Source organism: Synechococcus sp. CS-1326, assembly GCF_025128115.1.
Taxonomy (GTDB): Bacteria; Cyanobacteriota; Cyanobacteriia; order PCC-6307; family Cyanobiaceae; genus Regnicoccus.
In genome coordinates, this window is sequence record NZ_JAHLYV010000028.1 from 1 (window position 1) to 25,305 (window position 25,305).

32 protein-coding genes and 2 tRNA genes are annotated in these 25,305 nt (G+C 63.6%); 22 read left to right on the forward strand and 12 right to left on the reverse strand.

Annotated elements, in window-relative coordinates; translation table 11 throughout:
- Positions 1 to 642 precede the first annotated feature (642 nt).
- Positions 643 to 1,125: a cytochrome b6-f complex subunit IV gene (petD, locus tag KQ307_RS11265; RefSeq protein ID WP_259703357.1), complete on the reverse strand. Its 483-nt coding sequence runs from the start codon at positions 1,123 to 1,125 to the stop codon at positions 643 to 645.
- A 76-nt stretch (positions 1,126 to 1,201) separates the two neighbouring features.
- Positions 1,202 to 1,876, reverse strand: coding sequence for a cytochrome b6 (gene petB / locus KQ307_RS11270; RefSeq protein WP_259703356.1), 675 nt, complete (start codon positions 1,874 to 1,876; stop codon positions 1,202 to 1,204).
- A gap of 21 nt (positions 1,877 to 1,897) precedes the next feature.
- On the opposite strand from petB, the gene ctpZ reads away from it, so the two are divergent.
- From ctpZ to minC, 3 genes are read left to right on the forward strand one after another with little or no spacing between them, the layout of a single operon-like run.
- A complete protein-coding gene (ctpZ, locus tag KQ307_RS11275) occupies positions 1,898 to 3,151 on the forward strand; it encodes a carboxyl-terminal processing protease CtpZ (protein WP_399234972.1) in 1,254 nt (417 codons plus the stop codon).
- Positions 3,148 to 4,419: an HD domain-containing protein gene (locus KQ307_RS11280; RefSeq protein WP_259727993.1), complete on the forward strand. Its 1,272-nt coding sequence runs from the start codon at positions 3,148 to 3,150 to the stop codon at positions 4,417 to 4,419. Before ctpZ ends, KQ307_RS11280 begins: the two co-directional genes overlap by 4 nt.
- Before the next feature lie 23 nt (positions 4,420 to 4,442).
- A complete protein-coding gene (gene minC, locus KQ307_RS11285; protein WP_259727994.1) occupies positions 4,443 to 5,138 on the forward strand; it encodes a septum site-determining protein MinC in 696 nt (231 codons plus the stop codon).
- Positions 5,139 to 5,190: 52 nt separating this feature from the next.
- On the opposite strand, the gene KQ307_RS11290 is transcribed toward minC, so the two are convergent.
- The 3 genes from KQ307_RS11290 to KQ307_RS11300 are packed head-to-tail and all read right to left on the reverse strand — an operon-like array spanning position 5,191 to position 7,393.
- Complete coding sequence (locus KQ307_RS11290) at positions 5,191 to 5,808, reverse strand: chromate transporter (RefSeq protein ID WP_259703353.1); 618 nt, start codon at positions 5,806 to 5,808, stop codon at positions 5,191 to 5,193.
- Entirely contained in the window at positions 5,805 to 6,392 is a 588-nt protein-coding gene (locus KQ307_RS11295) for a chromate transporter (protein ID WP_259703352.1), read from the reverse strand. Before KQ307_RS11295 ends, KQ307_RS11290 begins: the two co-directional genes overlap by 4 nt.
- Before the next feature lie 2 nt (positions 6,393 to 6,394).
- Positions 6,395 to 7,393 carry a phosphatidylserine/phosphatidylglycerophosphate/cardiolipin synthase family protein gene (locus KQ307_RS11300; RefSeq protein WP_259727995.1) on the reverse strand — a complete coding sequence of 333 codons (999 nt, stop codon included), beginning with the start codon at positions 7,391 to 7,393 and terminating at the stop codon, positions 6,395 to 6,397.
- Positions 7,394 to 7,469: 76 nt separating this feature from the next.
- Between KQ307_RS11300 and minD the strand changes: the two genes are divergently transcribed.
- The 5 genes from minD to KQ307_RS11325 all read left to right on the forward strand — a co-directional run bounded on the left by minD (position 7,470) and on the right by KQ307_RS11325 (position 9,703).
- Positions 7,470 to 8,276, forward strand: a complete 807-nt coding sequence (gene minD / locus KQ307_RS11305; protein ID WP_259703350.1) for a septum site-determining protein MinD — start codon at positions 7,470 to 7,472, stop codon at positions 8,274 to 8,276.
- Between the two features lie 6 nt (positions 8,277 to 8,282).
- Entirely contained in the window at positions 8,283 to 8,576 is a 294-nt protein-coding gene (minE, locus tag KQ307_RS11310) for a cell division topological specificity factor MinE (RefSeq protein ID WP_259727996.1), read from the forward strand.
- A 92-nt stretch (positions 8,577 to 8,668) separates the two neighbouring features.
- Positions 8,669 to 8,875: a response regulator transcription factor gene (locus KQ307_RS11315; protein ID WP_259703348.1), complete on the forward strand. Its 207-nt coding sequence runs from the start codon at positions 8,669 to 8,671 to the stop codon at positions 8,873 to 8,875.
- 11 nt (positions 8,876 to 8,886) lie between these two features.
- Positions 8,887 to 8,958: transfer RNA gene (locus tag KQ307_RS11320), tRNA-Thr, on the forward strand.
- Between the two features lie 88 nt (positions 8,959 to 9,046).
- Positions 9,047 to 9,703: a hypothetical protein gene (locus tag KQ307_RS11325; RefSeq protein WP_259727997.1), complete on the forward strand. Its 657-nt coding sequence runs from the start codon at positions 9,047 to 9,049 to the stop codon at positions 9,701 to 9,703.
- A 25-nt stretch (positions 9,704 to 9,728) separates the two neighbouring features.
- Here the strand turns inward: KQ307_RS11325 and KQ307_RS11330 are convergent, their stop codons facing one another.
- Genes KQ307_RS11330 through KQ307_RS11350 form a run of 5 tightly spaced genes read right to left on the reverse strand, consistent with a single transcriptional unit; the run spans position 9,729 to position 13,174 of the window.
- Positions 9,729 to 9,887, reverse strand: coding sequence for a hypothetical protein (locus tag KQ307_RS11330; RefSeq protein WP_259703346.1), 159 nt, complete (start codon positions 9,885 to 9,887; stop codon positions 9,729 to 9,731).
- A 29-nt stretch (positions 9,888 to 9,916) separates the two neighbouring features.
- A complete protein-coding gene (locus KQ307_RS11335; RefSeq protein ID WP_259703345.1) occupies positions 9,917 to 10,543 on the reverse strand; it encodes an L-threonylcarbamoyladenylate synthase in 627 nt (208 codons plus the stop codon).
- Complete coding sequence (gene prmC, locus KQ307_RS11340) at positions 10,540 to 11,454, reverse strand: peptide chain release factor N(5)-glutamine methyltransferase (protein ID WP_259727998.1); 915 nt, start codon at positions 11,452 to 11,454, stop codon at positions 10,540 to 10,542. The genes KQ307_RS11335 and prmC overlap by 4 nt, the downstream gene beginning before the upstream one ends.
- A gap of 46 nt (positions 11,455 to 11,500) precedes the next feature.
- Positions 11,501 to 12,700, reverse strand: a complete 1,200-nt coding sequence (locus KQ307_RS11345) for a DNA-processing protein DprA (protein WP_259727999.1) — start codon at positions 12,698 to 12,700, stop codon at positions 11,501 to 11,503.
- A 39-nt stretch (positions 12,701 to 12,739) separates the two neighbouring features.
- Positions 12,740 to 13,174, reverse strand: a complete 435-nt coding sequence (locus KQ307_RS11350) for an acyl-CoA thioesterase (RefSeq protein WP_259728000.1) — start codon at positions 13,172 to 13,174, stop codon at positions 12,740 to 12,742.
- 92 nt (positions 13,175 to 13,266) lie between these two features.
- On the opposite strand from KQ307_RS11350, the gene KQ307_RS11355 reads away from it, so the two are divergent.
- Positions 13,267 to 14,115: a universal stress protein gene (locus tag KQ307_RS11355; RefSeq protein WP_259703341.1), complete on the forward strand. Its 849-nt coding sequence runs from the start codon at positions 13,267 to 13,269 to the stop codon at positions 14,113 to 14,115.
- Between the two features lie 19 nt (positions 14,116 to 14,134).
- Here the strand turns inward: KQ307_RS11355 and psbM are convergent, their stop codons facing one another.
- Together psbM and KQ307_RS11365 are read right to left on the reverse strand one after the other, a co-directional pair.
- Entirely contained in the window at positions 14,135 to 14,242 is a 108-nt protein-coding gene (gene psbM, locus KQ307_RS11360) for a photosystem II reaction center protein PsbM (RefSeq protein ID WP_255090228.1), read from the reverse strand.
- A gap of 15 nt (positions 14,243 to 14,257) precedes the next feature.
- A complete protein-coding gene (locus KQ307_RS11365; RefSeq protein ID WP_259703340.1) occupies positions 14,258 to 14,737 on the reverse strand; it encodes a (2Fe-2S)-binding protein in 480 nt (159 codons plus the stop codon).
- Between the two features lie 243 nt (positions 14,738 to 14,980).
- Between KQ307_RS11365 and psbB the strand changes: the two genes are divergently transcribed.
- The 13 genes from psbB to KQ307_RS11430 all read left to right on the forward strand — a co-directional run bounded on the left by psbB (position 14,981) and on the right by KQ307_RS11430 (position 25,251).
- Complete coding sequence (gene psbB / locus KQ307_RS11370) at positions 14,981 to 16,540, forward strand: photosystem II chlorophyll-binding protein CP47 (RefSeq protein WP_259703339.1); 1,560 nt, start codon at positions 14,981 to 14,983, stop codon at positions 16,538 to 16,540.
- 24 nt (positions 16,541 to 16,564) lie between these two features.
- Complete coding sequence (locus tag KQ307_RS11375; protein ID WP_043368769.1) at positions 16,565 to 16,660, forward strand: photosystem II reaction center protein T; 96 nt, start codon at positions 16,565 to 16,567, stop codon at positions 16,658 to 16,660.
- A 184-nt stretch (positions 16,661 to 16,844) separates the two neighbouring features.
- A complete protein-coding gene (gene nrdR, locus KQ307_RS11380) occupies positions 16,845 to 17,348 on the forward strand; it encodes a transcriptional regulator NrdR (RefSeq protein WP_259703338.1) in 504 nt (167 codons plus the stop codon).
- A gap of 140 nt (positions 17,349 to 17,488) precedes the next feature.
- Complete coding sequence (locus KQ307_RS11385) at positions 17,489 to 18,541, forward strand: 30S ribosomal protein S1 (RefSeq protein ID WP_259728019.1); 1,053 nt, start codon at positions 17,489 to 17,491, stop codon at positions 18,539 to 18,541.
- Positions 18,542 to 18,578: 37 nt separating this feature from the next.
- The gene (locus KQ307_RS11390; RefSeq protein WP_259728001.1) at positions 18,579 to 19,343 is read left to right on the forward strand and encodes an HAD family hydrolase; all 765 of its coding nucleotides are present in this window, start codon (positions 18,579 to 18,581) and stop codon (positions 19,341 to 19,343) included.
- A gap of 98 nt (positions 19,344 to 19,441) precedes the next feature.
- Positions 19,442 to 20,695, forward strand: coding sequence for a methionine adenosyltransferase (gene metK / locus KQ307_RS11395; RefSeq protein WP_259728002.1), 1,254 nt, complete (start codon positions 19,442 to 19,444; stop codon positions 20,693 to 20,695).
- Positions 20,696 to 20,709: 14 nt separating this feature from the next.
- Positions 20,710 to 22,011 carry an FGGY-family carbohydrate kinase gene (locus KQ307_RS11400; RefSeq protein ID WP_259728003.1) on the forward strand — a complete coding sequence of 434 codons (1,302 nt, stop codon included), beginning with the start codon at positions 20,710 to 20,712 and terminating at the stop codon, positions 22,009 to 22,011.
- A gap of 157 nt (positions 22,012 to 22,168) precedes the next feature.
- Positions 22,169 to 22,450 carry a DUF2470 domain-containing protein gene (locus KQ307_RS11405; protein WP_259728004.1) on the forward strand — a complete coding sequence of 94 codons (282 nt, stop codon included), beginning with the start codon at positions 22,169 to 22,171 and terminating at the stop codon, positions 22,448 to 22,450.
- A 36-nt stretch (positions 22,451 to 22,486) separates the two neighbouring features.
- Complete coding sequence (locus KQ307_RS11410; protein ID WP_259728005.1) at positions 22,487 to 23,158, forward strand: ComF family protein; 672 nt, start codon at positions 22,487 to 22,489, stop codon at positions 23,156 to 23,158.
- 8 nt (positions 23,159 to 23,166) lie between these two features.
- Positions 23,167 to 23,239: transfer RNA gene (locus tag KQ307_RS11415), tRNA-Phe, on the forward strand.
- Between the two features lie 158 nt (positions 23,240 to 23,397).
- Positions 23,398 to 23,634: a hypothetical protein gene (locus tag KQ307_RS11420; protein WP_259728006.1), complete on the forward strand. Its 237-nt coding sequence runs from the start codon at positions 23,398 to 23,400 to the stop codon at positions 23,632 to 23,634.
- 189 nt (positions 23,635 to 23,823) lie between these two features.
- Positions 23,824 to 24,417 carry a chromophore lyase CpcT/CpeT gene (locus tag KQ307_RS11425; protein WP_259728007.1) on the forward strand — a complete coding sequence of 198 codons (594 nt, stop codon included), beginning with the start codon at positions 23,824 to 23,826 and terminating at the stop codon, positions 24,415 to 24,417.
- A 102-nt stretch (positions 24,418 to 24,519) separates the two neighbouring features.
- Positions 24,520 to 25,251, forward strand: a complete 732-nt coding sequence (locus tag KQ307_RS11430; RefSeq protein WP_259728008.1) for a phycobilisome rod-core linker polypeptide — start codon at positions 24,520 to 24,522, stop codon at positions 25,249 to 25,251.
- Positions 25,252 to 25,305 lie beyond the last annotated feature (54 nt).

The window sequence follows — 25,305 nt, forward strand, 5'->3', positions numbered from 1 at the left end:
GGGGCTTCTGGCTCGGCGGCCTCTCAGCCGCTTCTGAAACTTACAGCATCGGGGGCTTCCGCTTCCCTCTGCCCTAAGCCCTGCAGCGCTTTGCCTTCCGGCTCACGCGCAGTCCAATAACCTATCACATCAGCTCTCGTCCACTAGTGCTTCTGCCCAGGGGAGTCCCAGCCATCCCCAACTGGCGTGTCGACACCCCTGATGCCATTGCCGCACAGCCGCGAGCTGCGGCCGCTTCCAAGCGGAACCAGGGGCGCGCAGGTTGAGCACCGGAGAAGCATTCGAAGATGGTTGCCGGCTCTGTAGCCGCCGACACACCACCGGGGAGCTGGGGCCACTGCATGAAGCAGCAAGCCCCTCCTTGACCCGTTGGCCAATCAGGGGCGGACGAGAGGCCCAGGGGCACCCTCCAGAGGCCATTGAGCCAGCACCCTTGCCAATGCAACGGCTGGATCTGCCCTGCGTTTCGTTGAACACCGGCAAAAAACCACAAAAAAACTGCGGGGTGAGCCGCAGTGAAGAGGTAGTGGATGAATGGGTCAGATAAGGGCTGAATCAAACTGAGGGGGTACTGCTCCGAAAGAGCGAAACAGCATCTTTATTGAGCCCAACCCAGGCAACTTGGCTGAGAGCAATCTCCGATCAGAACAATCCGAGGGTAAGGGACTTGTCGATCGGCATGGCAGCACCAATACCAAGATAGATGGTGAACACGGTTCCGAACAGGAAAGCTGCCATGGCAACGGGCCGCCTAAAAGGATTCTGAAACTTGTTGAAGCTCTCAATGAAAGGAATCAACATCAAGCCAAGTGGAACCATCGTTTGCAGGGCAATGCCAAGCAATTTGTTCGGAACAACGCGAAGAATCTGAAAAACAGGATAGAGATACCACTCAGGCAGGATCTCCAGCGGAGTTGCAAACGGATCAGCCTTGTCGCCAAGCATGGCTGGATCAAGCACGGCCAATCCAACGACGCAAGCAATCGTTCCCAGGATGACCACCGGAAAGATGTAGAGCAGGTCGTTGGGCCAGGCAGGTTCCCCGTAATAATTGTGGCCCATGCCCTTGGCGAGCTTGGCGCGAAGGCTGGGATCGCTGAGATCAGGCTTCTTGAGGATGTGCATGGCGAGAGCCGAAGAGACGATGAATGAAGACGGGTGTGAACTCGGAATCTAAGCGGATCGGGGAGGCTTTAGCGGTTCACAACGGACCTGAAATACCTTGCTTGCGAATCATCAGGAAGTGCATCAGCATGAAAACCGCGAGCAGCCATGGCATCACAAATGTGTGGAGGCTGTAAAAGCGGGTAAGAGTGGACTGGCCAACGCTTTCACCACCACGAAGCAGCTCCACCATGAAATCGCCCACAACAGGAACAGCCGCAGGAACTCCGGAGACGATCTTGACGGCCCAGTAACCGACCTGATCCCAGGGGAGAGAATAGCCAGTGACACCAAAAGCAACGGTGATCACAGCCATGGTCACGCCGGTGATCCAGGTGAGCTCCCGTGGGCGCTTGAAGCCCCCGGTGAGGTAAACCCGAAAAACGTGAAGAATGAGCATCAGAACCATCATGCTGGCGCTCCAGCGATGAACAGAGCGGATCAGCCATCCGAAGCTCACATCGGTCATCAGATACTGGACCGAGCTGTAGGCCTCAGCAACGGTGGGCTTGTAGTAAAACGTCATTGCAAATCCAGTGGAAAACTGGATCAGGAAGCAAACCAAGGTGATGCCACCGAGGCAATAAAAGATATTGACGTGCGGCGGCACATACTTGGAGGAGATGTCGTCTGCGATCGCCTGGAGCTCCAGGCGCTCCTCGAACCAGTCGTACACCGGAGACGACTGGGAGGCGGGAGACGAGTTCGCCATGAAGCAACGGGAGGTTTGGGGTTGGCAGAGTCTACCGATCCGGGTGCAGCCGGCGCGATCCGGTTTCGCCCCTGCTGGAGAGGCTTCCTCGCCCTGGTGGTGGTGGCGATCCTGTCGGTCCCGTCAGGCTCACTCCTCGCCCTCAACGATGGCCAGCAACTCGTCGTCGAAGCCTGGCGGCTGGTCAACCAGAGCTATGTGGATCCCGCCCGCTTCGAAGTGGTGCACTGGCCCCAGCTGCGACAGAAGGCCCTCGAGCGGCCGATCGAGAGCAGCGAAGCCGCCTATGCGGCCATCACCGAAATGCTGGCCCCCCTGGCCGACCCTTACACCCGCCTGCTTCGACCTGACGACTACAAGGTGCTGCGTTCGGCCACCCAGGGAAGCGTCAGCGGCATCGGCCTTCAACTTGGCAGCAGCGGACCGGGGCAACGGATCGTGGCCATCACCTCCCTGGAAGGATCACCCGCCGCCGAAGCCGGGATCAGCTCGGGAACCGAGATTCTGGAAGTGGATGGGGCCTCGGCCGTGGCCATGGGACTCGAGGCCACGGCCAGTCGGCTGCGGGGGGCGGCCGGCAGCAGGGTCCAGCTGTTGCTGCGATCTCCAGAAGGATCGACAAGGCAGCTCCTGCTGCAGCGGCGGGAGGTGAACCTTCGCCCTGTCCTCAGCAGAGAGCTGGAGCGGAACGGTCAGCGCCTGGGCTATCTGCGGATCACCCAGTTCAGTCAGCAGGTGCCGGAGCAGGTGAATCGGATCCTGCAGGCGTTCTCCGGCCGAGGCATCGACGGCCTCATTCTGGATCTCCGCAACAACTCGGGGGGGCTGGTGGAGGCGGGCCTGGCGGTGGCCAATGGGCTGCTGGATGGGCAGCCGATCGTGGAAACGCTGGATCGAAAGGGCCTCCGGGATCCGATCCAGGCCTCACCAGGCAGCTGGTATGCCGGGCCGATGGTGACACTGGTGAATGGCGGCACCGCCAGCGCCAGCGAAATCCTGGCCGGTGCCCTCCAGGACGACGGCCGATCTCTGCTGCTGGGAACGCGAACCTTCGGCAAGGGCCTGATCCAGACGCTGATCAGCCTGGGAGACGGCAGCGGCCTGGCGATCACCGTGGCCCGCTACGTGACCCCCAGCGGTCGGGACATCCAGAACCTCGGGATCGCTCCCGATTTCCAACTGGGGGAGCCTGAACCGCTCAACCCCGGTGGCGAGGGCGACACCTGGTTGCTTGAGGCCCAGGAGCAGCTGAACGCCCTGATTGAAACAACATGACCAGCCGCACTTACCACGATCCGCTGCATGGGGCCATCCGCCTGGATCGTGCCCTGCCGGCAGAGGCCCTGGTCATGGATCTGATCGAGACGGCTCCGTTCCAGCGGTTGCGTCGGATTCGCCAGCTGGGCCCGGCCTTCCTGACCTTCCATGGAGCCGAATCGAGCCGCTTCACCCACAGCCTCGGCGTGTTGCAGCTTGCACGCCGCGCCCTGGCTCAGCTCTGCCGCCAGCAACCCGATCTGAGCAGCCATCAAGGAGTGCTGTTTGCCGCTGCCCTGCTCCATGACGTGGGCCATGCCCCACTCAGTCACTCCGGCGAGGACATGTTCGGGCTGCGTCATGAGCATTGGTCAGCGCGACTGGTGCGCGAACATCCCGCTCTGCGCGACCGGCTGGAGCAGTTCCAGCCCGGCAGTGCGATGGCTGTGGCCGAGCTGCTCGAGCACGGACAGCATTGCTGCCCCGCCGTGGCGGCTCTGGTCAGCGGCCAACTGGACTGCGACCGACTCGACTATCTGCTGCGCGACAGCCACAGCACTGGAACCTGCTACGGCCAGCTCGATCTGGAGCGGATTCTCGCCGCTCTCACCATCGCCCCTGACGGCAGTCTCGCCATTCATCCCAAGGGCCTGATGGCTGTGGAGCACTACCTGGTGGTTCGCGATCTGATGTACCGGAGCGTCTACAACCACCGCCTCAACGTGGTGTGCAACTGGCTGCTCAACCAGGCGATCACCCTGGCCCGAGCCCTTGGCCCCTCCCAGGTGTTCGCCGACGCGGTGATGGCCCGCTGGCTTTGGCGACCGGATGCGATCGACCTGACGAGCTTCCTCGCCAACGACGATGTGCGCACGGGCTATCACCTGATGCGCTGGAAAGAAGAAGGTCCGGAGGCCCTGGCCACCGTCAGCCGCCGGATCCTTGAGCGTCAGTTGCTCAAGGCCCTCGACGTGAGCCGGCTTGACCAGGGCCAGCAACTGGAGCTTCTGGCCAGAGCCCAGCGCCTGAGCAGCGAGGCTGGCCTCGATTCAGGCCTCTGCTGCGCCCTGCATCAACGTCAGAGTCAGGGATATCACCCCTACAAAGGAGGCCTGCGGCTCTGGGATGGTGAATCCCTCAGGGCTCTGGAAGCAAGCTCGAGCCTGGTGGCCAGCCTCACCCAACCGGTGGCGCTGGCCTGGTTGATCCATCCAGCTGAGGTCGGCACCGCCCTGAAGCAGGCCGAGCACAGCCTGAGAACAGAACCCAGGCAGCCAGCTGATTAAGTTGATCGCCTTCGGGTGCGGCGATGGCTGCCGTTTTCATTCGGGCCGAACGGTCAGGTCTTCCCCACCAGCTTTTGCTGCCTCAGAGAGCCAACCGCACCGGCAGCGCCCTGGAGGAAGTGATCCATGGGCTGGGCTCCCGCCCGCCTTCTGGCCCTGTTGTGCTCCACAGCGGCGACTGGCCGCTGACCCTGCCCGCACTGAGGGAGTTGCAAGGGCACCTGAGCGAACGCTCGCTGGAGCTGATCGAAGTGAACAGCAGGATCGAAACCACCCTGGTTGGAGCCGCTGCCCTTGGCCTGTACACCCGCACCAGCCCGTCTCCAGCAGATGGCCCGGCTGAAGAGCAAGACAACCTCAACCGGCTTGACGAAGCCAGGCTGACGATCCACCGCGGCACCCTGCGCTCCGGTGACCACATGACGGTTGAGGGGTCGGTGCTGGTGCTGGGAGATGTGAATCCCGGCGCCCGGGTGAGTGCCGTGGGCCACGTGCTGATCTTGGGGCGGTTGCGGGGCATCGCCCATGCCGGCTGCCGAGGGGATGGAGAGGCCAGGATCGTGGCGCTGGAACTCCGCCCCCTTCAGCTCCGCATCGGCAAAGCCGTGGCCAGAGGTCCCGCTGATCCACCGCCAGCCGGTTTCACCGAGCAGGCCCGACTTGTCGATGGACAGATCCTGATCGAGCCCGCCCCACCCCTCTGGCCGCTCGGACGATGAAGCCGGTCTGAGGATGCCGGAGCCAGGAGGAGTTCCGCCCGCCCAGGGCTGCTCAGCGGTTGATCACGCCCAGGCCACCGAGCACGCCAGCCACAGCCATGAACCACAGCGGCGAGATCCGCGTGCGGAGCATCAGCGCGCACACCACGAAGGACACCAGATAGGCCAGGGGGCCATGGTTCGCCGTGGTGAGAATCTTCAGCCCCACCGCGAACAGGATGCCGAGGGTGATCGGACCCAGGCCCCGCTCGAAGGCCACCCGCCAGGGGGAATCCCTGAGCCGATTCCAGCTCAGGGAGGCCGCCACCATCAGCAGGGTGGAGGGGAGCAGGATCGCCAGCTCGCCGCTGAAGGCGCTCAGCAGGCCCCAGAGCGGGCCTTCCTTCCAGGCCGCTCCCATGGCGAGCAGGCCGACGATCATCGAGCTGGGCCCCGGGGCCGCCTCGGCAAGGGCATAGAGATCGGAGAACTGGGCGCTGGTGAGCCAGCAGAGTTGATCGACCGTGAGGTGGTGATACTCCGCCAGCAGGGTGTTGCCGCCGCCGAGGGAAAACAGCGACAGGGAGAGGAAGGTCCAGATCACCTGAGCCAGCCGACCCAGATCGGAGAGCGAAGCGGGGGTGCAGTGCGCCGCGGCCGCAGCCAGGCTGTCGGGCCCGATCCCGATCATCGGAGCTCAGGTTTCGCAGAGCGCGGCCAGTACCAGGCCATCGCCAGGGGGGCCACCACGAGCACGAGCGGAATCAGGCGAACATGGAAGAACACCATGGCCACGAAGATGCCGGCCGCCAGCACCAATGCCGCCGGGTCCTGTCGGTAGGTGTCAAGGATCTTGAATCCCATCGACAGAGCCATGCCGGCCGCCGCGGCCACCACCCCGGCCAGCACCCTGTCCACCTGGGGAATCCGGTGGACCTGGAAGTAGACCAGGCCCAGCAGCATCAGCAGGCTGAACGGCACCAGAAGCATCCCCGCCAGGGCCACAAGGGCACCTGGCAAACCACCGAAACGGGCGCCGATGTAAATCGCCATGTTGATCTGGTTGGGTCCAGGGAACAACCGCGCCACGGTGAGTCCGGTGAGGAAGTCTTCGTTGGTCATCCAACGCCGCTGCTCCACCACGATTCGCTGGCTCCAGGCCGAAAGCCCGCCGCCGAAGGAGGAGAGGGCCACCTCCTGCATGCCGATGAACAGATCAGCCAATCCGGGGGCCGGAGCAAGATGCTCAACGGCCGCGGGCAGGGAAGGGGGCATGGCTACTCGTGCACAAAGTGTGGATCAGGCGGCAACTCTCCCTGCTCGTGCAGGCTGGGATCGAGGGGATCGGGGGCGTGGTAGTGGCTTGCCTGATCCCAGTCCGCCTCAAAGGTTTCCCTGAGCCGCTCCACCACGGCAGGCGCATCGGTTTCGATGCCGAGCTCTCTGCGCAGATCGAAGGCACTGCGATCGATGTTCATGGAGCCTGTCTGAGCGAAGGCACCATCCACCATGATCAATTTGGCATGCAGCTTGAGATGCTTCTGGCGGCGCACTTTGACCCCGAATCGCTCCATCACCCGCAGCGACGAAAACGTGTCGTAGATGTCCCAGTCGCTGATGCCGTGCTTGCCGCCGCAGAGCACCCGCACCTTCACCCCCCGCTCGCTGGCGGAGATGATCCGATCGAGAATCACCGCGTCCACGAACTTGGGGTGCTGGATCCAGAGTGAGTCCCTGGCGGTATCCACCAACCTGGCCATCTGACCACGGCTGTGCAGGCTGCTCCAGACCAGGCCAACCCCGAGATCCGGATCAAAGCCGGTGCGGTTCCAGTCAGCCTCGAAACCGGCGATCACCTGATCCACCACCGCTCTGGCCTGGGTCACCACTCCGTAATCACGGGTTTCCGTGAAGTACTTATCAGCGAGATTGAAGCTGGCGATCAGGGCCAGGCTCCGGTCCACAACCATGGATTTCTCGTGGGTCACCGGGAAAGCCTCGCTGGTCCAGGCCGCCGCCATGCCGTTGGCCTGCAGCCAGGTGAAGGCTTCATCGTTCCAGCGGTCGCCGCCGGAGGTGTGGGGGTTGAGCATCACCTGCACCACCACGCCGCGCTGATGGGCCCGCAGCAGGGCCTGCTCGATCTGCTCCGACTGAAGCTTGAACTGCTTGAGAAGCAGGCTCGTACGGGCTGCATCAATCAGGGCCACCACTGCTGGTGCACCGTCATCGGGCATCACCAGCAACTGTTGATACTGGAGTCCGGAGACGGCCATCTGCAAGGAAGCTCGAATGGCACTGTTCTACAGGCCTTAGCCTGGGGTGATCCCCGACAGTGTCGAGACTTCCGCATTGAGCCGCACGATTCTGATCTGTTCCGGCAAAGGCGGGGTTGGTAAAACCACCCTGACCGCCAATCTGGGTATCGCCCTGGCGCGGCAAGGTGCCAGCACCGCCGTACTCGATGCCGACTTCGGCCTGCGCAATCTCGATCTCCTGCTCGGGCTCGAAAATCGGATCATCTACACGGCCCAGGAGGTTCTTGCCGAGAGCTGCCGCCTGGAGCAGGCTCTGGTCAGGCATAAGCAGGAGCCGAACCTCTCCCTTCTGCCGGCCGGCAACCCTCGGATGCTCGAGTGGCTCACCCCCGACGACATGCAGAAAATCGTGGGATTGCTGGAGGAACGCTTCGATTTCGTGCTGATCGACTGCCCGGCCGGCATCGAGGATGGTTTCAAGAATGCCGCGGCAGCTTCCAGGGAAGCCATCGTGGTGACCACACCGGAAGTTTCGGCGGTGCGCGATGCCGATCGGGTCATCGGCCTGCTGCAGACCCGTGCCATCGAACCGATCCAGCTCGTGCTCAATCGGGTGCGGCCACGGATGATGGCCAACCAGGAAATGCTCGCGGTCGGTGATGTCACTGACATCCTCGCTCTGCCGCTGCTCGGTCTGGTGGTGGAAGACGAGCAGGTGATCGTCTCAACGAACAGGGGCGAACCGCTCACCCTCAATGGCAGCCGCTCCCCCGCCGGTCTCGCCTACACCAACGTGGCCAGGCGCCTGCGTGGCGAGGAGGTGCCGATCGTCGATCCCAGCAAGGAACCCCAGGGTCTGCGGGCCCGGTTCAGTCGGCTGATGCAAACCAAGATCTTCTGATCCGTGATGACCCTGCGCGATTTCATCGACAAACTCCTGGGCCGCCAGGCGGCCAGTGCCAACACAGCGCGGCAGCGTCTGCAACTCGTGCTGGCCCACGACCGCAGCGACCTCAACCCTGAACTGCTCGAGCAGATGCGCCGCGAGATCCTCGAGGTGGTTTCGCGCTACGTGGAAATCGACCTGGAAGAGGGTGATGTGAGCCTGGAAACCGAGGATCGGGTCACGGCGCTGGTGGCCAACCTGCCGATCAAGCGGGCCCGCACCACACCATTGCCAGCCTCAGTCGCCTCTGCCTGAGCAAATCCACTGGCAAATCCGCTGGCATGGCCACCCGAGCGAACCAGTGGAACGAAAGCTGGGAACCCTGGCTGAAGTCTGCTCACCCAGCCATGGCCCAGCTCCCAGCCCCCACCTGCCTCAGCCCGGCCGAGCTGAGAGTCCTGGAGCACCTGCGCCACGGGCTGAGCAACAAGGCGATCGCCGCAGCCTTGGTGTTGAGCCCCCGGACGGTCGAGAGTCATGTGTCGCAGCTGCTGGCCAAAACGGCTTGCAGCAACCGCAGCCAGCTGCTGCTCTGGGCCCTCGGCGAGCGATAAGCTCGTGCCTTGCCGGCTTAGCTCAGTGGTAGAGCAGCGCTTTTGTAAAGCGAAGGCCATCGGTTCAAATCCGTTAGCCGGCTTGGGGTTGTGCAGCAGGGTCCATCTAGGCTGTTGATTGCTACGCATATCCCTCTTTTGATCAAAGTCCAGGAGAGTCGTGCGGTTGAGTTGAAGGCTCTGGGCTGGCCCGCAGAGGCCATCAGCCAGTACGAGCGGCTCTGGGAATACAGGCAGCGCTGGGGAGCCATCAACCTTGATCCCGAAGAGCGGGGATTCCTCAGAAAAGCTGAAAGCGAGCTTCCCAAACGGGTCGCCAGCGGCCAAGGAGGCTCCCAGAAGAAGACCACCCAGGAAAAATCGCACTACCGCTGGCTCGCTTTCCATCTCGAAGCCATGACACAGCCTGGAGCTGTGGCCGGCATTGAGGCTGGTGAACAGGGCGCCTGGCCGATCCTCCTGGAAGAGGAACTGCGCGCGCTCGACTACTTCGAACCGGTGCTCGGATTGGCCGACACCCACAAGGCCAAGCTCTTCATTCCCGCCCGGGAGCAATGGGTGAGCGAAGCGGCAGCACAAGCCCGAATCCTCACCTACGACTTCGAGGCCCCGCTGGAGGTTCTCCGGCAAACAGGCAAAACGAGCTGGAAGTCGATCCGATCAGCCGCGACTGCAGGCCCTCAGGACTATCCCGTCCTGGACGCTGAAGCCGCCAGATCCTTCCGAGCGAGTGTTCGCAGCAATCTGCTGGCCCTGGTCAGGGCCACGTTCCCCTCCCTGAGTGGCAACGATCAGCCCGATCCTCCCGACGACTGGCAGCGCAGCTGAAGCGGCCCTGCATGGGTTGGCCCGCTCAACGGCGCTGGCCCGCGAGCGACCATCCCGCCAGCAGGAGAGGGAGCCAGATCCAGCCACGCAGCTCAAACAGGGGTGTTCCCCACTGAATCAGGGGCTCGATCACCCCATGAAAAACAGTGAAGAGCACCGCAATCATCAGGCAGAGCTCAAGCATGGGCGCACCGGGACGTGGGCAACGGCGGCCTAGGGGCGGCAGCCTTCAGGAATCACAGCACCGGCACGCAACACCTGCCAATCGTTTTCGCCATTCCAACGAATCACCGTGCTGGCCTCCCCCAGAACGACGGGCCAGGGAACCGGCGCGAGCAGAGGCAGGGAGGGGAAGGTCGCTGCCGCTGAAGCTGCATCCAGGCAGGGCGGCTGAGCGGATCGGTTGGCGCTGGTGGTGGCCAGAGGGCCTGTTCGCTCCAGCAGGGCAAGGGCAGCGCCACAGGCAGGAATCCGCAGCCCAAGGCTGGCGCCCGCGGCGGGGCCCTCAGGCTGCAGCGCCGCCACGATGGCGCCCTGTGCTGGCAGCACGAGGGTTACGGCACCGGGCCAGCAGTGGGCCGCCATCGATCGCCAGGCAGGCAGCACAGGCAAGGCCAATGCGGCAAACAGGGCTTCCGGTTCAGCGCCCATCAGGATCAGCGGCTTCTGCATGGGCCGGCCTTTGAGCTCCCAGAGCTGACTGGCCGTGGCGGGAAGGCAGGCCAGGGCGGGCAAGGTGTCGGTGGGGAAAAGGGCCGCTGAACCGGCAGCCAGGGCGGCGGCCAGGCTGGGCCCATCCAGCAACCGCCCATCCCGTTCAAGATCGACTGGAGGATTCATCGATAGCAGGCAGAGGGAACTTCGCCGTGGCGGGCGCCACTGAACCGCCAACGGCCCTCGAGATCCTGGTGGGAGCCCACCTGCTCGAGCCCTGCGGCCGCCAACAGGCCCCGCACCGATTCGCCCTGGTCGTGGTGATGCTCCAACAGCAACCATCCCCCCGGGGCCAGTGCCCGCCCCGCGCTCTGAATGATCTGCCTCAAGGCCTCCAGACCATCCTCGCCACCGTCCAGGGCTAGCCAGGGCTCGTGAAGACGGACGACAGGATCGAGACAAGGCAGCAACGGGGACGGGATGTAGGGCGGATTGCTGACCACCAGATCCAGCCCACCGTCAAGAGGTTCCAGCGGAGACCACCAGCAGCCCTCCCTGAGGTCAACGCGGTGCAGCAGGTCGGCCGCCTGCAGGTTCGCTTCAGCCTGGAGGAGTGCCGCCGCGCTGAAATCCACGGCCACACCCCTGCTGGCTGGGAGCAGCCTGGACAAGGCCAGGGCCAGGCAGCCGGATCCGGTGCCCAGGTCGGCCCAGCGGAGGGGGGCCTTCAGCGCTGCTGGCCCCATCGCCTCCACGGCCAGATCGATCAGCTGCTCGGTTTCCGGGCGAGGGATCAGCACACCAGGGCCGACCTGAACGTCAAAATCGCGCCATGGACAGCGCCCCACCAGGTACTGGAGAGGTGTGTGATCACGCCGATGCCGGAACCAGAGAGCCTCAAGATCAGCCCGGCTGCGATGCAGAGGGACAGGCTGGTGGGGATCCAACCACAGCCGTTGACGCGCTGGCCCGTCGAGCCCGCCAGCCAGATCCAGCAACCAGTCGAAGTTTGCGGCAAGGCCACCCTGGAGCAGCAGGGCACGGCGCCAGGCCAACAGACCGGCTCCAGAAAGGGTTTCTTCAGCGGATGCGTGCACGCCGCAACGATGCCTCAGGATTTCGCCGAAGCCTAGAAAACGACCTTCAGATCGGCCGCCAGCAGAGGCCCGGCTCCGCCCTGATCCGCCCGGCCAGCTCAAGGCCCAGCAAGCGAGTGGAGAGCTCGGCCACCGAAAGCCCCAACGCCCCGCCGAGCTCCTCAATGGACGCGCCCGCCCCGAGAGTGGCCAGCAGATCCTGATCCGAGGGGGAATCGGCCGAAGCGGCAGGGATGGAACAGCGTGCCGGATCGGCGATCGGGGCAAGCGGACCTCCGCCAAGCTGACGGATCAGATCGGCGGGCTCGAGCAACGGGGTGGCCCCCCGCACCAGCAGACGGTTGCTGCCGGCGGCAGAAGCCTTGCCCGCATCGCCCGGCACCACCCAGAGCGGCAGGCCCTCCTGCCAGGCGAGATCAGCGGAATGGAGGGCGCCACTGCTGTGGGGACACTCGACCACGACGACGGCCTGAGTGAACGCCACCAGCAATCGATTGCGGGCAGCGAAATGCCCACGCTGGACAGCGGCCCCGGGAGCCTGCTCGCTGATCAGCAAACCCCTGCTGCCGACCTCGGCCTGAAGGGGACCGTGATGGCGGGGATAGATGCGCTGCAACGGTGTGCCGAGCACCGCCACCGGCCGGCCGCCACGATCCAGGCAGCCTCGGTGAACGGCCGCATCGATCCCCTCGGCCAGACCGCTGACCACCGGCCATCCCGCCTCAGCCAGAGCCCTGCCAAGCGCCTGCGCCATCGAGATGCCGTGCGGGGATGGCCGCCTGGTACCCACCACGGCAATGGCCCGGCGGCGACGAAGCTGGGGCCAGAGGCTGCCGCGCCCCCGCCAGTACAAGCCGAGGGGTGGGCGCTCCAACCGGGCCAGAGCGGGGGGATTGGCCGGATCACCGGGAAGGAGCACCCGCCGAGAACCAGGGAGTGACGGACCGGCTCCTCCCCATGGATCGGGACCCCAGCGACGGCGATGGATCTCAATGCGATTCAGCAGCACAGGGCCAAAACCGGTGAGACGAGCCAATCGCGCCGGGGAGGCGTCCCACGCCATCGCCAGGCCGCCAAAGGCAGCTTCGAGCTGCTGAAGCCGCCTCCAGCCAAGGCCTGGGCAGCCGCACCAAAGCAACCACCAGCCCCGCCGCCGATCAGACCAGGGGGAGCGATCGCTTTGCCGCCCGACGACGGGCTCCCCCGTGGCCTTCAGAGGGAACGCTCCAACAACGAGATCGCCCAAGGCACCTGCGTGAACTTCAGTACAAATGTACTAAGGCAATCAGTCTGATGCGGCCTGCGTCTCAAGCAACTGCTCCAGCGCCGCTTCCAGGTCAGGCGGGAACGTGCGCACCAGCCGCCGCGAGCCACCCCGGCCCAGATCCAGCAGAACCAGGTCCACCGTTGCCTCGGCCGCCAGAGCACCCATGGGGCCGAGAAAACGGCTGCACCATCGAAGCCGGATCCCCCGCCGGGGTTCAATCACGCTCCAGAGTTCCACAGCGTCCCCGTGGCGCAGGGCCTGTCGATAGTTGATCGACAGCGACACCACCGGCAACTCCAGCCCCCTGGCGGCGAGATCGGCATAGGCCAGCCCGGCAGCGGCCAGGGCCTCCACCCTCGCCTCCTCCAGCCAGCCGAGGTAGGCCCCATGCCACATCACGCCGGCATGGTCGGTGTGCTGTGGCAGAACGCGCCGACGGAGACACCACCCCATTCGGCCGGGCTGTTGGTCCATTACGACCTCTCCGGCCTTGCGGACGAGGATCGCTGCTGCGCCATAGGCTGCTGCAGAACCGCGACAGCCTCGTGTTTCGCAACCTTCTGATCGCCGACTCCGGCAAGGGCCACGTGGAGGAGATGGTGCGCATGCTGCGCGACCTTCCCAGCTTCCAGCAGGCTCGGCTCAACATCCTTCATGTTGTGACCGAACAGGCCGGTGAGGATTTCCAGGACCACTGGCAACGGGCCGCGGGGCTGGTGGCCGAGGCCATCCAGCGGCTTGGGCTCAACCCCGGCGATGTGAACGCGATCATCCGACAGGGTGACACCAAGCAGACCGTGCTCAAGGTGGCTGATGAGCTCAATGCTGATCTGATCGTGATGGGGTCCAGGGGCCTTGGACGACTGCAGTCGATCCTCGCCAACAGCTCCAGTCAATACGTGTTTCAGCTGGCCACCCGACCGATGCTGCTGGTGCGCGATGACCTTTACGTTCGCCATGTGAACAGGTTGCTGGTCACGATCGATGGAACCGGCGTGGGGGAAGACGCCCTGCGCATCGCCTGCGAACTGGTCCGTGAGATCCCAGGGGGCACACTCACCGGGATCCACATCACCCGCCAGGACATTGCTCCGAGCCGGGGCGGCAGGAGCCCCGCTGACGAAGTCCTGGAGAAGGCTGTTCAGAAAGCCCGCAGCTTCGGCGTGGAGCTGAACGGCGTGCATCGCTCCGGCGACATCGGCAGGGGCGTTTGCCTGGCCGCCAAGGAATTCAACGCCGATCTTCTGGTGATTGCTTCCCAGGACAGGCGACCTCTGGTGGCAAAAAGCCTGGTCGATATCGATCGATTGCTGGGCAGCTCGGTCAGTGACTACATCCGGGTCCATGCTCCGGCACCTGTGCTGCTGGTGCGGGAACCAGAAAGGGGCCGCTGAGCAGGGAGGCGGCCGGGCCTCAACCCTGCTGACGGCTGCTGGTCTGGATGTAGAGGATGATCAGAAAAACCGCCGGAACCAGCACGAACAGCAGGCTGGCCACGAAACCGAGATCGTTGGTTTCCATCGGTAGGTACGGGAATCACCGGACCGTATCACCGGCAATCGGCCCATCCGTTCCCGCTTCATCGGCCGTTGCGGATTGCTCGGTCTCTGCGGCCGGATCCTCAGGCGGAGTCGGCCAGGCGATCGGACCGGCAGGCAGCGGGGCCTCAGCAGCGGCCGCCAGCAGCCCTTCTCCCTGGGCCCAGCCCAGCTGGGGCCTTGTCAGCACAACAAGGGAGTGCTCCACCATCGCCTGACAGGCCAACCGCCAACCGCGAGGCCGACCGCGAAGCTTTCGCTGCTCGACAGGAGTCAAGGCACTCAGGGCGGGCGGCCCTGTGAGGTTGTCGGCGACGCCCACGAAACAGGTGATGCACTGACCGCACCCACTGCAGTTGCCGAGTTTTCCCTTCAGGCCATACAGCTCGACGCCGGAGCGCAGGGCCACGTCTCGAAGGTTCTCTCCCGGAAAACACTCCACATCGCAACCTTCACGCACAAAACGGATGACGGGCATGGAGCTTCCTGAAGGGCAGGTCCCATTGTGAAAGACGGAGTTGCGTTTTGTAACTGCGCTGTGATCAATCGGATCGAACCCCGCTTCCCGCCTGAATCAAGCGTCACGGCTCATTTCAGCTGAGCAAGGCGGCCACCCCGGGTCGCCCCAACCCCTTACCATCAGCCAACGGATCGATCCCATCGATCGTCCATTGCCTTGGCCCTGGCCGCGGCAGCTGTTTGTTCCCCGGACCTTACCCCCATGGGATTGCCCTGGTATCGGGTGCACACGGTCGTGATCAACGACCCGGGCCGCCTTCTGGCCGTGCACCTCATGCACACCGCTCTGGTCGCCGGCTGGGCCGGCTCCATGGCCCTCTATGAGCTCGCGATTTTTGATCCATCCGACCCTGTTCTGAACCCGATGTGGCGCCAGGGCATGTTCGTCATGCCCTTCATGTCCCGCCTCGGCGTCACAGGCAGCTGGGGGGGCTGGAGCGTCACCGGAGAAACCGGCGTCGATCCTGGCTTCTGGAGTTTTGAAGGGGTAGCTGCCGCCCACATCGTTTTCAGTGGCCTGCTGTTCCTTGCCGCCATCTGGCACTGGACCTACTGGGATCTCGAGATCTGGCAGGACCCCCGCACCGGTGAACCCGCCCTGGATCTCCCCAAGATCTTCGGCATCCACCTGCTGCTTGCCGGCCTTGGCTGCTTCGGCTTCGGTGCTTTCCACCTCACTGGTGTGTTCGGACCGGGCATGTGGGTCTCTGACCCCTATGGCATCACCGGCCATCTGGAGCCCGTCCAACCATCGTGGGGCCCTGAAGGCTTCAACCCCTTCAACCCTGGAGGGATCGTCGCCCACCACATCGCGGCCGGCATCGTCGGGATCATCGCGGGCATTTTTCACATCACCACCCGTCCGCCGGAACGCCTTTACAAGGCTCTGCGCATGGGCAACATCGAAACAGTCCTGGCCAGCGCCATCGCCGCGGTGTTTTTTGCAGCCTTCATCGTGGCTGGAACCATGTGGTACGGCTCAGCGGCCACCCCCGTTGAGTTGTTCGGTCCAACCCGCTACCAATGGGATCAGGGCTATTTCAGAACCGAAATCAATCGTCGTGTGGCCACGGCCCTCGAGAACGGAGCTTCCAAGGCAGAGGCTTACGGCTCCATTCCTGAGAAGCTCGCCTTCTTCGACTATGTCGGCAACAGCCCTGCCAAGGGAGGTCTGTTCCGGGTTGGTCCGATGGTGAATGGCGATGGCCTGCCCACCGGCTGGCTGGGCCACATCAGCTTCACCGATAAGGACGGCCGTGATCTTCAGGTGCGCCGCCTTCCCAACTTCTTCGAGAACTTCCCCGTTGTTCTTGAAGACAGTCAGGGCATCGTCCGAGCGGACATCCCCTTCAGGCGGGCAGAAGCGAAGTATTCCTTCGAGCAAACCGGTGTGACAGCCACGGTCTACGGGGGAGCGCTCAACGGCCAGACCTTCACCGATCCAGCTGCCGTCAAACGCCTGGCCCGCAAGGCCCAGCTGGGTGAGGCCTTCGAATTCGATCGCACCACCTACCACTCCGATGGAACCTTCCGCAGTTCGCCAAGGGGGTGGTTCACCTTCGGGCATGCCACGTTCGCTCTGCTCTTCTTCTTCGGCCACATCTGGCATGGTGCCCGCACCCTTTACCGAGATGTGTTCGCCGGAATCGATCCCGACCTGGGCGAGCAGATTGAGTTCGGCCTCTTCCAGAAGCTGGGCGATCGAACCACTCGCCGTACCGCCCAGACAGCCACGCCCTCTGGCAGCAGCACGATCAGCTGATCCTTTCACTCCCGGAGATTCCTGATGGAGAGCTTCGCCTACATCCTCATCCTCACGCTGGCCCTAGCCACACTCTTCTTCGCGATCGCCTTCCGCGATCCCCCGAAGATCGGCAAGTGACCTCGGGCTGGTGAGCCAGCCCTCAGCCCCCCCCTGCATCGGCAAGGGGGGGCTTTTTGCTTGAAACCGCTGCCAACAAGCCACTCAGCCGGCGCGATGAACATCCAGATCGGTTGCGGCGCAACTCTTCTCATTTCAGGCGTTACTGTTTACACTGGATTGAAACTGTTTGGGTACCCGTGGGATGCAATGTCCCTCCTGCCAACACACCGACAGCCGGGTGCTTGAGTCCCGCTCCGCCGACAGCGGCAGAAGTGTGCGTCGGCGACGTGAATGCCTGAACTGTGAATTTCGCTTCACCACCTATGAACGGGTTGAAACAGTGCCCATCACCGTGGTCAAACGGAACGGGGTCAGAGAGCTGTTCAACCGTTCCAAACTGCTGCACGGCTTGCTGAGAGCCTGTGAAAAGACAGGCCTGGAGCCGCTCCGGCTGCAGATGGTCGTCGATGAGATCGAACTGCAACTCCAACAGCGCAGTGGTCGCGAAGTGAGCAGCAGTGAAATCGGTGAGCTTGTTCTGCTCCAGCTCAGCGAGATGAGTGAGGTGGCCTACGTGCGTTTTGCCTCGGTCTATCGCCAGTTCCAGGGCATCAACGACTTCGTCGCCACGCTTGAGGGGCTCAGCCGGCGCAACTCCCGTCAGCGGGGTGATGGCAACGCCCCAAGCCTTGCTGTCGTGAACTGACAGCTGCTGCGTCCGGATCCCCCGCCCAGGCTGTTTAGCCAGGCGGAGGCCGCTTTTGTATGATCTTGGATCGGATGCGTTCTGTCGGCGGGCAGTTGCATCTCTCCTTCGTTCTGCCCAAGGCAGGCCGCCTTTCCTTCATGACCGTGACCCCTTCCGAGATCAGCAGCACCGAGGCCGTCAGCGATCTCGCTCCAGAAGCGGCTGACTTTGACCTTGACATCCTGGAAGAGGTCCCCACCGCTGACGATCCAGCCAGCCGTGCCGTTCCGAGGGATTTTGAGAACGCCGGCTTCACGCTCGAAGAATTCGCCTCCCTGCTCAGCAAGTACGACTACAACTTCAAGCCCGGCGATGTGGTGAACGGAACCGTGTTCGCCATGGAGCCCAAGGGCGCCATGATCGACATCGGCGCCAAGACGGCCGCCTTCATGCCTCTGCAGGAGGTCTCGATCAACCGGGTGGAGAACCTCAGCGATGTGCTGGAGCCCGGCGAGATCCGCGAATTCTTCATCCTCAGCGAAGAAAACGAAGACGGCCAGCTCACGCTTTCGATCCGACGCATCGAGTATCAGCGGGCCTGGGAGCGCGTGCGTCAGCTCCAGAAGGAAGACGCCACCATCTACAGCGAGGTGTTCGCCACCAACCGCGGCGGTGCCCTGGTGCGGGTGGAAGGATTGCGCGGCTTCATCCCCGGCAGCCACATCAGCACGCGCAAGCCGAAGGAAGATCTCGTTGCCGACTTCCTGCCCCTCAAATTCCTGGAGGTGGACGAGGAGCGCAACCGTCTGGTGCTCAGCCATCGCCGCGCCCTGGTGGAGCGGAAGATGAACCGGCTCGAGGTCGGCGAGGTGGTGATCGGCACCGTACGGGGCATCAAACCCTATGGCGCCTTCATCGACATCGGCGGCGTCAGCGGCCTGCTGCACATCTCCGAGATCAGCCACGAGCACATCGAGACACCACATACGGTGCTCAATGTGAACGATCAGATGAAGGTGATGATCATCGACCTCGACGCCGAGCGTGGTCGGATCTCACTCTCCACCAAAGCCCTCGAACCCGAACCGGGCGACATGCTCACCGACCCCGCCAAGGTGTTCGAAAAGGCCGAGGAGATGGCTGCCCGCTACAAGCAAATGCTGCTGGAGCAGGCTGAAGAGAACGAGCCCATGGGTGTCACCCTCGACTGACCTCCCGATCAACGCCCGCACCAACTGATTCCACGCCATGGCGCACCTCCAGCTTCGGGGCGTGGATCTTGGTCCTGTGCGGGCTGTGCTGTTCGACAAGGACGGCACCCTCAGCCACAGCGAGCCGCTGCTGATCGAGTTGGCAGCGGCCAGGATCAAGGCGGCCGTGCAGCTGGTGTCCATTGAGCGCCAGATCCCTTTGCGCGATCTGTTGCAGCGCGCCTACGGGCTCTGGGATGGCGGGATCGATCCGGCCGGCACAACGGCGGTGGCGTCCAGGGCCCACAACCTGATCTCCACTGCCACGGCCTTCTGCCAGGTGGGGCTGGGTTGGGCAGAAGCCCTGTCCCAGAGCGAAGCGGTGTTCGCCCTGAGTGACTCCCTGCATGGCCTTGGCTCCAGACCCGCCAGCGCCCCCACAGCTGGGCTGATGGGCCTGTTGGCCAGCCTGCAAGAGGCTGGCGTGCGCTGCGGAGTGATCAGCAACGACGAGCGTTCAGGCATTCAGCACTTCCTCGAGTGCCATGGTCTTCAGGATTGCTTCCAGGCGATCTGGAGCGCTGAGCACCACCCCTGCAAGCCGGATCCGGCGGCTGTCCACGGACTCTGCAACGAACTGGGCATCGCCCCCTCCGACTGCGCCCTGATCGGGGATGCGGACAGTGATCTTTCCATGGCGGCCCTGGCGGGTGTGCCCCTGGTGATCGGCTTTGCCGACGGCTGGAGCCGCCGCCCATCCCTGAGCGCCCCGCATCTGCCGCTCGAGCGCTGGTCGGAGCTCACAGTGATCGCCCGCGACTGAAGGCTTGGGTTTCCGCTGACTCAGCCAACCAACTGGCGCACAGCCGGGTCCATGAGCTGGAGATAGACTCAGTGCCTTCCAACTCGATACTGGTCGGCATGAGTCGTTACGTCTTCACCTCCGAGTCGGTGACCGAAGGGCACCCCGACAAGATCTGTGATCAGATCAGTGACGCCGTGCTCGACGCCCTGCTGGCCCAGGACCCCGCCAGCCGGGTGGCCTGCGAGACCGTGGTCAACACGGGCCTTTGCCTGATCACCGGTGAGGTCACCACCCAGGCCCGGGTCGACTTCAACACCCTCGTACGCGGGGTGATCGAGCAAATTGGCTATAGCAGCGCCCGGGCCGGGGGCTTCGACGCCCACAGCGCCGCCGTGCTGGTGGCCCTCGACCAGCAGTCCCCAGACATTGCCCAGGGGGTGAATGAGGCCGACGACCACGACGGCGACCCCCTCGACAAGGTGGGCGCCGGCGACCAGGGAATCATGTTCGGCTTCGCCTGCGACGAAACCCCCGAGCTGATGCCGCTGCCGATCAGCCTGGCCCACCGCCTCGCCCGCCAGCTGGCCAAGGTGCGCCATGACGGCAGCCTTGGCTATCTGCTGCCCGACGGCAAGACCCAGGTCAGTGTCGTCTACGAAGACAACAGGCCCGTGTCGATCGACACGATCTTGATCTCCACCCAGCACGTGGCCGAGATCGACGGGATCAGCGATGAGAAAGGCTTGCGGGAGCGCATTTCCGCCGACCTCTGGGTGCATGTGGTGGAACCCGCCACAGCCGACCTCGACCTCAAACCGGTGAAGGGCAGCACCCGTTTCCTGGTCAACCCCACCGGAAAGTTCGTGGTGGGGGGGCCCCAGGGGGATGCTGGCCTCACCGGCCGCAAGATCATCGTTGACACCTACGGGGGCTATGCCCGCCACGGTGGCGGCGCCTTCTCCGGCAAGGATCCCACCAAGGTGGACCGCTCCGCCGCCTATGCCGCCCGCTACGTGGCCAAGGCCCTGGTGGCCGCTGGGCTGGCCAGCAAGGTGGAGGTGCAGCTCAGCTACGCCATCGGCGTGGCCCGGCCCGTGAGCATCCTTGTGGAGAGCTTTGGCACCGGCGCCCTCGGCAACGAAGACCTCACGGCCCTGGTTCAGGAACACTTCGACCTGCGCCCCGGGGCGATCATCAACGCTTTCAGCCTGCGCGATCTGCCCCAGCAGCGCGGCGGCCGTTTCTACCAAGATGTCGCGGCCTATGGCCACTTCGGCCGTCGTGACCTTGATCTCCCCTGGGAGAACGTGGACACCATCGCCACCACCTTGAAGCAGGCCACCGCCAGCCGGGTGGGCGCCTCCGCCTGAATGCTCCCGCCCCTGTGGGGGGATCTCAGGAAGGCAGACCCGATCTAGCGCTTGGCATCGACCTTGGCAGCAGCGGGTTGCGGCTGGCCTTGATCGATGACCAGGGCTGCGTGCTGAGCGAGCGCAGCGGCGCCTACACCCTGCCGTTCGAGCAACCCGAAGGTTGGCGTGAAGGGTTGGTGGGGCTGATCGGAACCCTTGAGGCGTCCCTGCGGGCCCGGGTCGGTGCCATTGCCCTTGATGGCACCTCCGGAACCCTGTTGCTCTGCCGCCCCGATGGCACAGCCCTTGGGCCTGCTCTCCCGTACCACCAGGCCTGCCCTGAGCAGGCCGAGGCCCTGGCCGTACTGGTGCCCGCCGGCAGCCCCGCCGCCAGCGCCAGCGGCAGCCTGGCGCGCGCCTTGAACCTGCTCAGCCGGGAAGGGGCCCTCGATGGCTCGCAACACCTGTTGCTGCGCCATCAGGCCGACTGGCTGATGGGCTGGCTGCTGGGCCACTGGCGTTGGGGCGAAGCAGGCAACAACCTCCGGCTCGGCTGGGATCTGCAGCGCGAGGCCTGGGCGGGCCGAATCGAGCATCAAACCTGGAGCAGCGCCCTGCCCGAGGTCGTGGCCAGTGGCACCGCCTTGGGCCCCCTGGCCGGCGAAATGGCCAAGCGGCTGGGACTGCCAACGACCTGCCTGGTGGTGAGTGGCACGACCGATGCGAATGCAGCCGTGCTGGCCGCGGACCCCGGCCCTGGCGATGGGGTGGCCGTTTTGGGCACCACCTTGGTTCTCAAGCGCTTCGTGGAGGCCCCCCTGGAAGGCCCTGGGCTCACCAACCACCGGGTTGGTGGCCGCTGGCTGGTGGGTGGAGCCTCCAATGCCGGCGCCGGCATCCTGCGTCGGTTCTTCACGCCAGAGCAGATTGAACAGCTCAGCCGCCAGATCGATCCCCGCCGTCCCACGGGCCTGTGTCTACGGCCCCTAGCTGCCCGCGGCGAGAGGTTCCCCGTGGACGACCCCCAGCTCGAGCCTGTGCTGGAGCCCAGGCCGATCAGCGATGCCCTCTATCTCCAGGCCCTGCTGGAGGGACTGACCGCGATTGAGGCCCAGGGCTGGCAGCGGCTGGCGGAGCTGGGGGCCCCGCCGCTGGAGCGGGTCATCAGCCTGGGGGGCGGCGCCCGCAACCCCCAATGGCGCCTGCTGCGTCAGCGGGCCCTGGGGATTCCTGTGCTCAACCGCCCCGGGCTGGCCCCCGCCGTCGGCACAGCCCAGCTGGCCTTGAGAGGGTGGAGGATGGGAGCGCTCACGATGCCGCAGCGAAGCCCATGAACGAACGGTTACGCGCGGTTCTATCCATGGGTTTGTTCGTGGTGCTCGCGGGCTTCGTGGGTTTCAGCGCCCTACGGCTGAGCTTGCTGCTCTGGCAACGCTTCGGCGCCGGCTGAAGACCACCCCTCAGAATCGTCTGCAGCCCCCGCTCTTCCCCATGGCCGCCGATCCCCTCACCGACAGCGTCAGCGATCGCATCTGCCGGCATATGAACGTTGATCACGCCGAGGCGGTGGCGGACTTCGCCCGGCACTACGGCGGCATCGAAGCGACCGAAGGAGCCGTAATGACACGGGTGACACCGGAGGCGATGGAACTGGAGATCGCGGGCTCCATTGTCGTGGTTCCTTTCGACCACACCCTCAGTGACAGCGAGGATGCCCACCGCACCCTGGTGGCGATGCTGCGGGCCCTGCCCGCCAAGGGCGGGGAATCCTGAGAAGGACCCCCACTCTCGCCTTCGGGCGCCTGCGCCGTGCTGACCCAGCTGCTTCAGGGTTGCCTCGAATTAATCACCACTCCCTGCTGCCCGCTCTGCCAAAACCAGCTTGAGCCAAGTGCCCCTGGCCCAGGCCCCTGTGGACCGTGCCTGCAACGACTGAACCTGCCTCCTCTGGGGCTGCAGGGACATCAACCACTCCCCTGGTGGAGCCTCGGGTTCTATGAGGGCCAACTGCGCCGGCTGCTGTTGCGCCAGCGGCGGAATCCCTCCCCCGTGGTGATCGCCAGCTTGAGCGAGCGCCTGGCCGAGCCGTGGGCGGCGAACCAGCTCCGCCCCCTGGTGGTGGCGATCCCGAGTTGGAAACGGCAAGGCAACCCCTTGCCGGGCCTGATCAGCCGCAGCCTGGGGTTCGAGCACGTCACACCCCTGGAGCGGGCCCGCCCCACCCTGGGCCAACACCACCTGGGAAAGGAGCTGCGCGCCCTCAACCAGGAGGGGGCGTTTCGCTGCCGTTCCGGTGCAGCAAGGCCCGGACCGCTGCTGCGGAGACGTCCGCTGCTGATCGTCGACGACATCCTCACCACGGGGGCCACCGCCTGCGCCGCCGCCACAGCACTGCGCGCGGCCGGCTACCGGGTCGAGGGGTTGCTGTGCCTGGCCCGCACCCCCGAGAAACGCCGTGATCTAAGATCTGCCCGTCGCTAACGCGGCAGGCCGGGATAGCTCAGTTGGTAGAGCAGGCGATTGAAAATCGCCGTGTCCCCAGTTCAAATCTGGGTCCTGGCATTCTTCGATGACAACATCAAACCACCATCGGCAACGGCCCATTCCAGCCGCTGAGCACTCTGGATACTTTCCTTGCACGAGCCCGCCCACGGGCAGGGACTATGACAACCGGATATGGCCGAGATCTGGGCTCAAAAAGTTTTCTTCTACGTTCCTCGATGCGCACTCCTCCCGATCGCCCAGTCGATCAACAGTTCAACAATGCCGACAGCTACGCAATGGCCTTTGATGCCGCCTGGGAGAAGCTCAATCAACAAACAGCAGCCGAAGGGCTGAATCGCGAGGCCAGGCTGCAGCAGGCCATTGCCGACCTCAGTGACCATCCCTTCGCACTTAACCAGCCTGAACTAGCACTGCAGGTCGCCACCTTCCGATTACGACTGCTGGGTCGCTGAGACACAGTTCTCAGGCCCCACAGCTTGAGTGCATAGGTCAGCCGATCCGGCTCAAGGGTCATAGGCAAAAAAGACAACAAGCAACCAGAAAAGTCGGCGCGCAGCAAACATTATGAAGTGTAACAGTGCATTGCCTCGGCCCGGGACGTCCGCGCCAGAAGAGGCGAGGGCGAGCGATAACATCATCCTATGATTAGTTCATCCGGTCGTCTGCTTTTACAGCTCTCGGCGAGCTTTAGCAATCAACGCCAGGCCTTTGCGAACCCGCCTCTGTATGGTCACATACTGGTTCGATTCCGGCCCTTGCCTGAGCTGATGCCAGGTTCACTGTTGCTGGAACAGGCCTACGCCGTCTCTCCATTGCAGCCCTATCGCATACGCGTGCTCACGGTTCAGGCTGATCACCGTGGTCTTGTCATCATCAACCATGCAATTCGAGACTCCAGACGCTTCTGGGGTGCCGTGGAAAATCCCAGTACTCGAACTGAGATCAAGATGCAAGACCTCGAAAAATTGGAAGGCTGCACCTATATCGTTCAGGAACAGAACGATGGCTTCTTCGGGGAAGTGGAGCCCGGCTGCCGCTGCATCGTTGAACGTCAGGGGGAATCGGCCTATCTGGTGAGCAGCTTCCAGCTGGATGCCCAGAGCATGCAAACCGTAGATCGCGGCCATCATCCCCAAACCCATGAGCAGGTTTGGGGATCGCTCGCAGGGCCATTCATCTTTGAACGTGTTGCCGACTTCAGCCATGAGTTACCCGAAGCCTGGCTGGCCCCATGAGCGAAGCCCGTGGCGGTGGTAACGCTATGTGAGGATTTCGGCCCTTTGCTTTCAAACATTAGTTGAAATACTTACGATGGCTGCAGAAAATTTTTGATCAGAATGGGCATTCCGCTGCTGACTTACGAACTCACAACCCAGAATGCCCGAGTGCCTTCATTTTCAATTGGAAATGATGAGTCGGCACGCATTAACACCAGCTCAACAGAAAAGATTGAGAGTGCCTACCGTCAGATCTTTTTCCACGCCATGAGCATTGATCGTGACCCTCTACTGGAGTCACAGTTTGCCAATGGGCAGATCCAAGCTCGCGACTTCATCCGCGGACTCCTCCTGTCCAAACGATTTCGAGATGATTTTTACCAGTGCAACAGCAATTACCGCATTGTAGAGCATGTTGTCGGAAGGGCTTTGGGTCGGAACACCTTCGGCATCAATGAACAAATGGCCTGGTCTGTTGTGATTGCAACCAAGGGATTTCAGGGATTTATAGACGCTCTTCTTGATTCACAGGAATATCTTGATGCGTATGGATACGACGAGATCCCCTTCCAACGCTCCAGATCACTACCTGGCAGGAAATCCGGCGAACTACCATTCAACCAGCAAGCGCCACGCTATGGAGCCTACTGGAGAGATGTTACCTATCTGAGAGTACCCTCGACAACTCGCATCGATGGGGAGAGCTCAGAAGCGTGGGTGAATGGCCAACCACCAAAATTTGCTTTGCGCATCTGGCTGGCCCTAATAGCAGTTGGCAGCCTCGAAATCATTCGAATCTTGCTCACAATTGCTGGATCGATGCTAAGCACAGGAGGAAATGCCGGAACCTGACACTACATATTTTTAGAGGCCTAGATCCATAGATTCGTGCACAAAGCGGCCCTA

Coding starts and splice junctions, on each gene's coding strand:
- metK (WP_259728002.1), top strand. CDS start 19,442: ATGAGTCGTTACGTCTTCACCTCCGAGTCGGTGACCGAAGGGCACCCC.
- KQ307_RS11300 (WP_259727995.1), bottom strand. CDS start 7,393: ATGGCCGTCTCCGGACTCCAGTATCAACAGTTGCTGGTGATGCCCGAT.
- KQ307_RS11315 (WP_259703348.1), top strand. CDS start 8,669: ATGGCCCAGCTCCCAGCCCCCACCTGCCTCAGCCCGGCCGAGCTGAGA.
- KQ307_RS11405 (WP_259728004.1), top strand. CDS start 22,169: ATGGCCGCCGATCCCCTCACCGACAGCGTCAGCGATCGCATCTGCCGG.
- minC (WP_259727994.1), top strand. CDS start 4,443: ATGGCTGCCGTTTTCATTCGGGCCGAACGGTCAGGTCTTCCCCACCAG.
- KQ307_RS11335 (WP_259703345.1), bottom strand. CDS start 10,543: ATGAATCCTCCAGTCGATCTTGAACGGGATGGGCGGTTGCTGGATGGG.
- minE (WP_259727996.1), top strand. CDS start 8,283: ATGACCCTGCGCGATTTCATCGACAAACTCCTGGGCCGCCAGGCGGCC.
- psbB (WP_259703339.1), top strand. CDS start 14,981: ATGGGATTGCCCTGGTATCGGGTGCACACGGTCGTGATCAACGACCCG.
- petB (WP_259703356.1), bottom strand. CDS start 1,876: ATGGCGAACTCGTCTCCCGCCTCCCAGTCGTCTCCGGTGTACGACTGG.
- psbM (WP_255090228.1), bottom strand. CDS start 14,242: ATGGAAACCAACGATCTCGGTTTCGTGGCCAGCCTGCTGTTCGTGCTG.
- KQ307_RS11365 (WP_259703340.1), bottom strand. CDS start 14,737: ATGCCCGTCATCCGTTTTGTGCGTGAAGGTTGCGATGTGGAGTGTTTT.
- KQ307_RS11350 (WP_259728000.1), bottom strand. CDS start 13,174: ATGGGGTGGTGTCTCCGTCGGCGCGTTCTGCCACAGCACACCGACCAT.
- KQ307_RS11295 (WP_259703352.1), bottom strand. CDS start 6,392: ATGCCCCCTTCCCTGCCCGCGGCCGTTGAGCATCTTGCTCCGGCCCCC.
- KQ307_RS11390 (WP_259728001.1), top strand. CDS start 18,579: ATGGCGCACCTCCAGCTTCGGGGCGTGGATCTTGGTCCTGTGCGGGCT.
- KQ307_RS11375 (WP_043368769.1), top strand. CDS start 16,565: ATGGAGAGCTTCGCCTACATCCTCATCCTCACGCTGGCCCTAGCCACA.
- KQ307_RS11420 (WP_259728006.1), top strand. CDS start 23,398: ATGCGCACTCCTCCCGATCGCCCAGTCGATCAACAGTTCAACAATGCC.
- KQ307_RS11330 (WP_259703346.1), bottom strand. CDS start 9,887: ATGCTTGAGCTCTGCCTGATGATTGCGGTGCTCTTCACTGTTTTTCAT.
- petD (WP_259703357.1), bottom strand. CDS start 1,125: ATGCACATCCTCAAGAAGCCTGATCTCAGCGATCCCAGCCTTCGCGCC.
- nrdR (WP_259703338.1), top strand. CDS start 16,845: ATGCAATGTCCCTCCTGCCAACACACCGACAGCCGGGTGCTTGAGTCC.
- KQ307_RS11385 (WP_259728019.1), top strand. CDS start 17,489: ATGACCGTGACCCCTTCCGAGATCAGCAGCACCGAGGCCGTCAGCGAT.
- KQ307_RS11290 (WP_259703353.1), bottom strand. CDS start 5,808: ATGATCGGGATCGGGCCCGACAGCCTGGCTGCGGCCGCGGCGCACTGC.
- KQ307_RS11430 (WP_259728008.1), top strand. CDS start 24,520: ATGGGCATTCCGCTGCTGACTTACGAACTCACAACCCAGAATGCCCGA.
- KQ307_RS11280 (WP_259727993.1), top strand. CDS start 3,148: ATGACCAGCCGCACTTACCACGATCCGCTGCATGGGGCCATCCGCCTG.
- KQ307_RS11425 (WP_259728007.1), top strand. CDS start 23,824: ATGATTAGTTCATCCGGTCGTCTGCTTTTACAGCTCTCGGCGAGCTTT.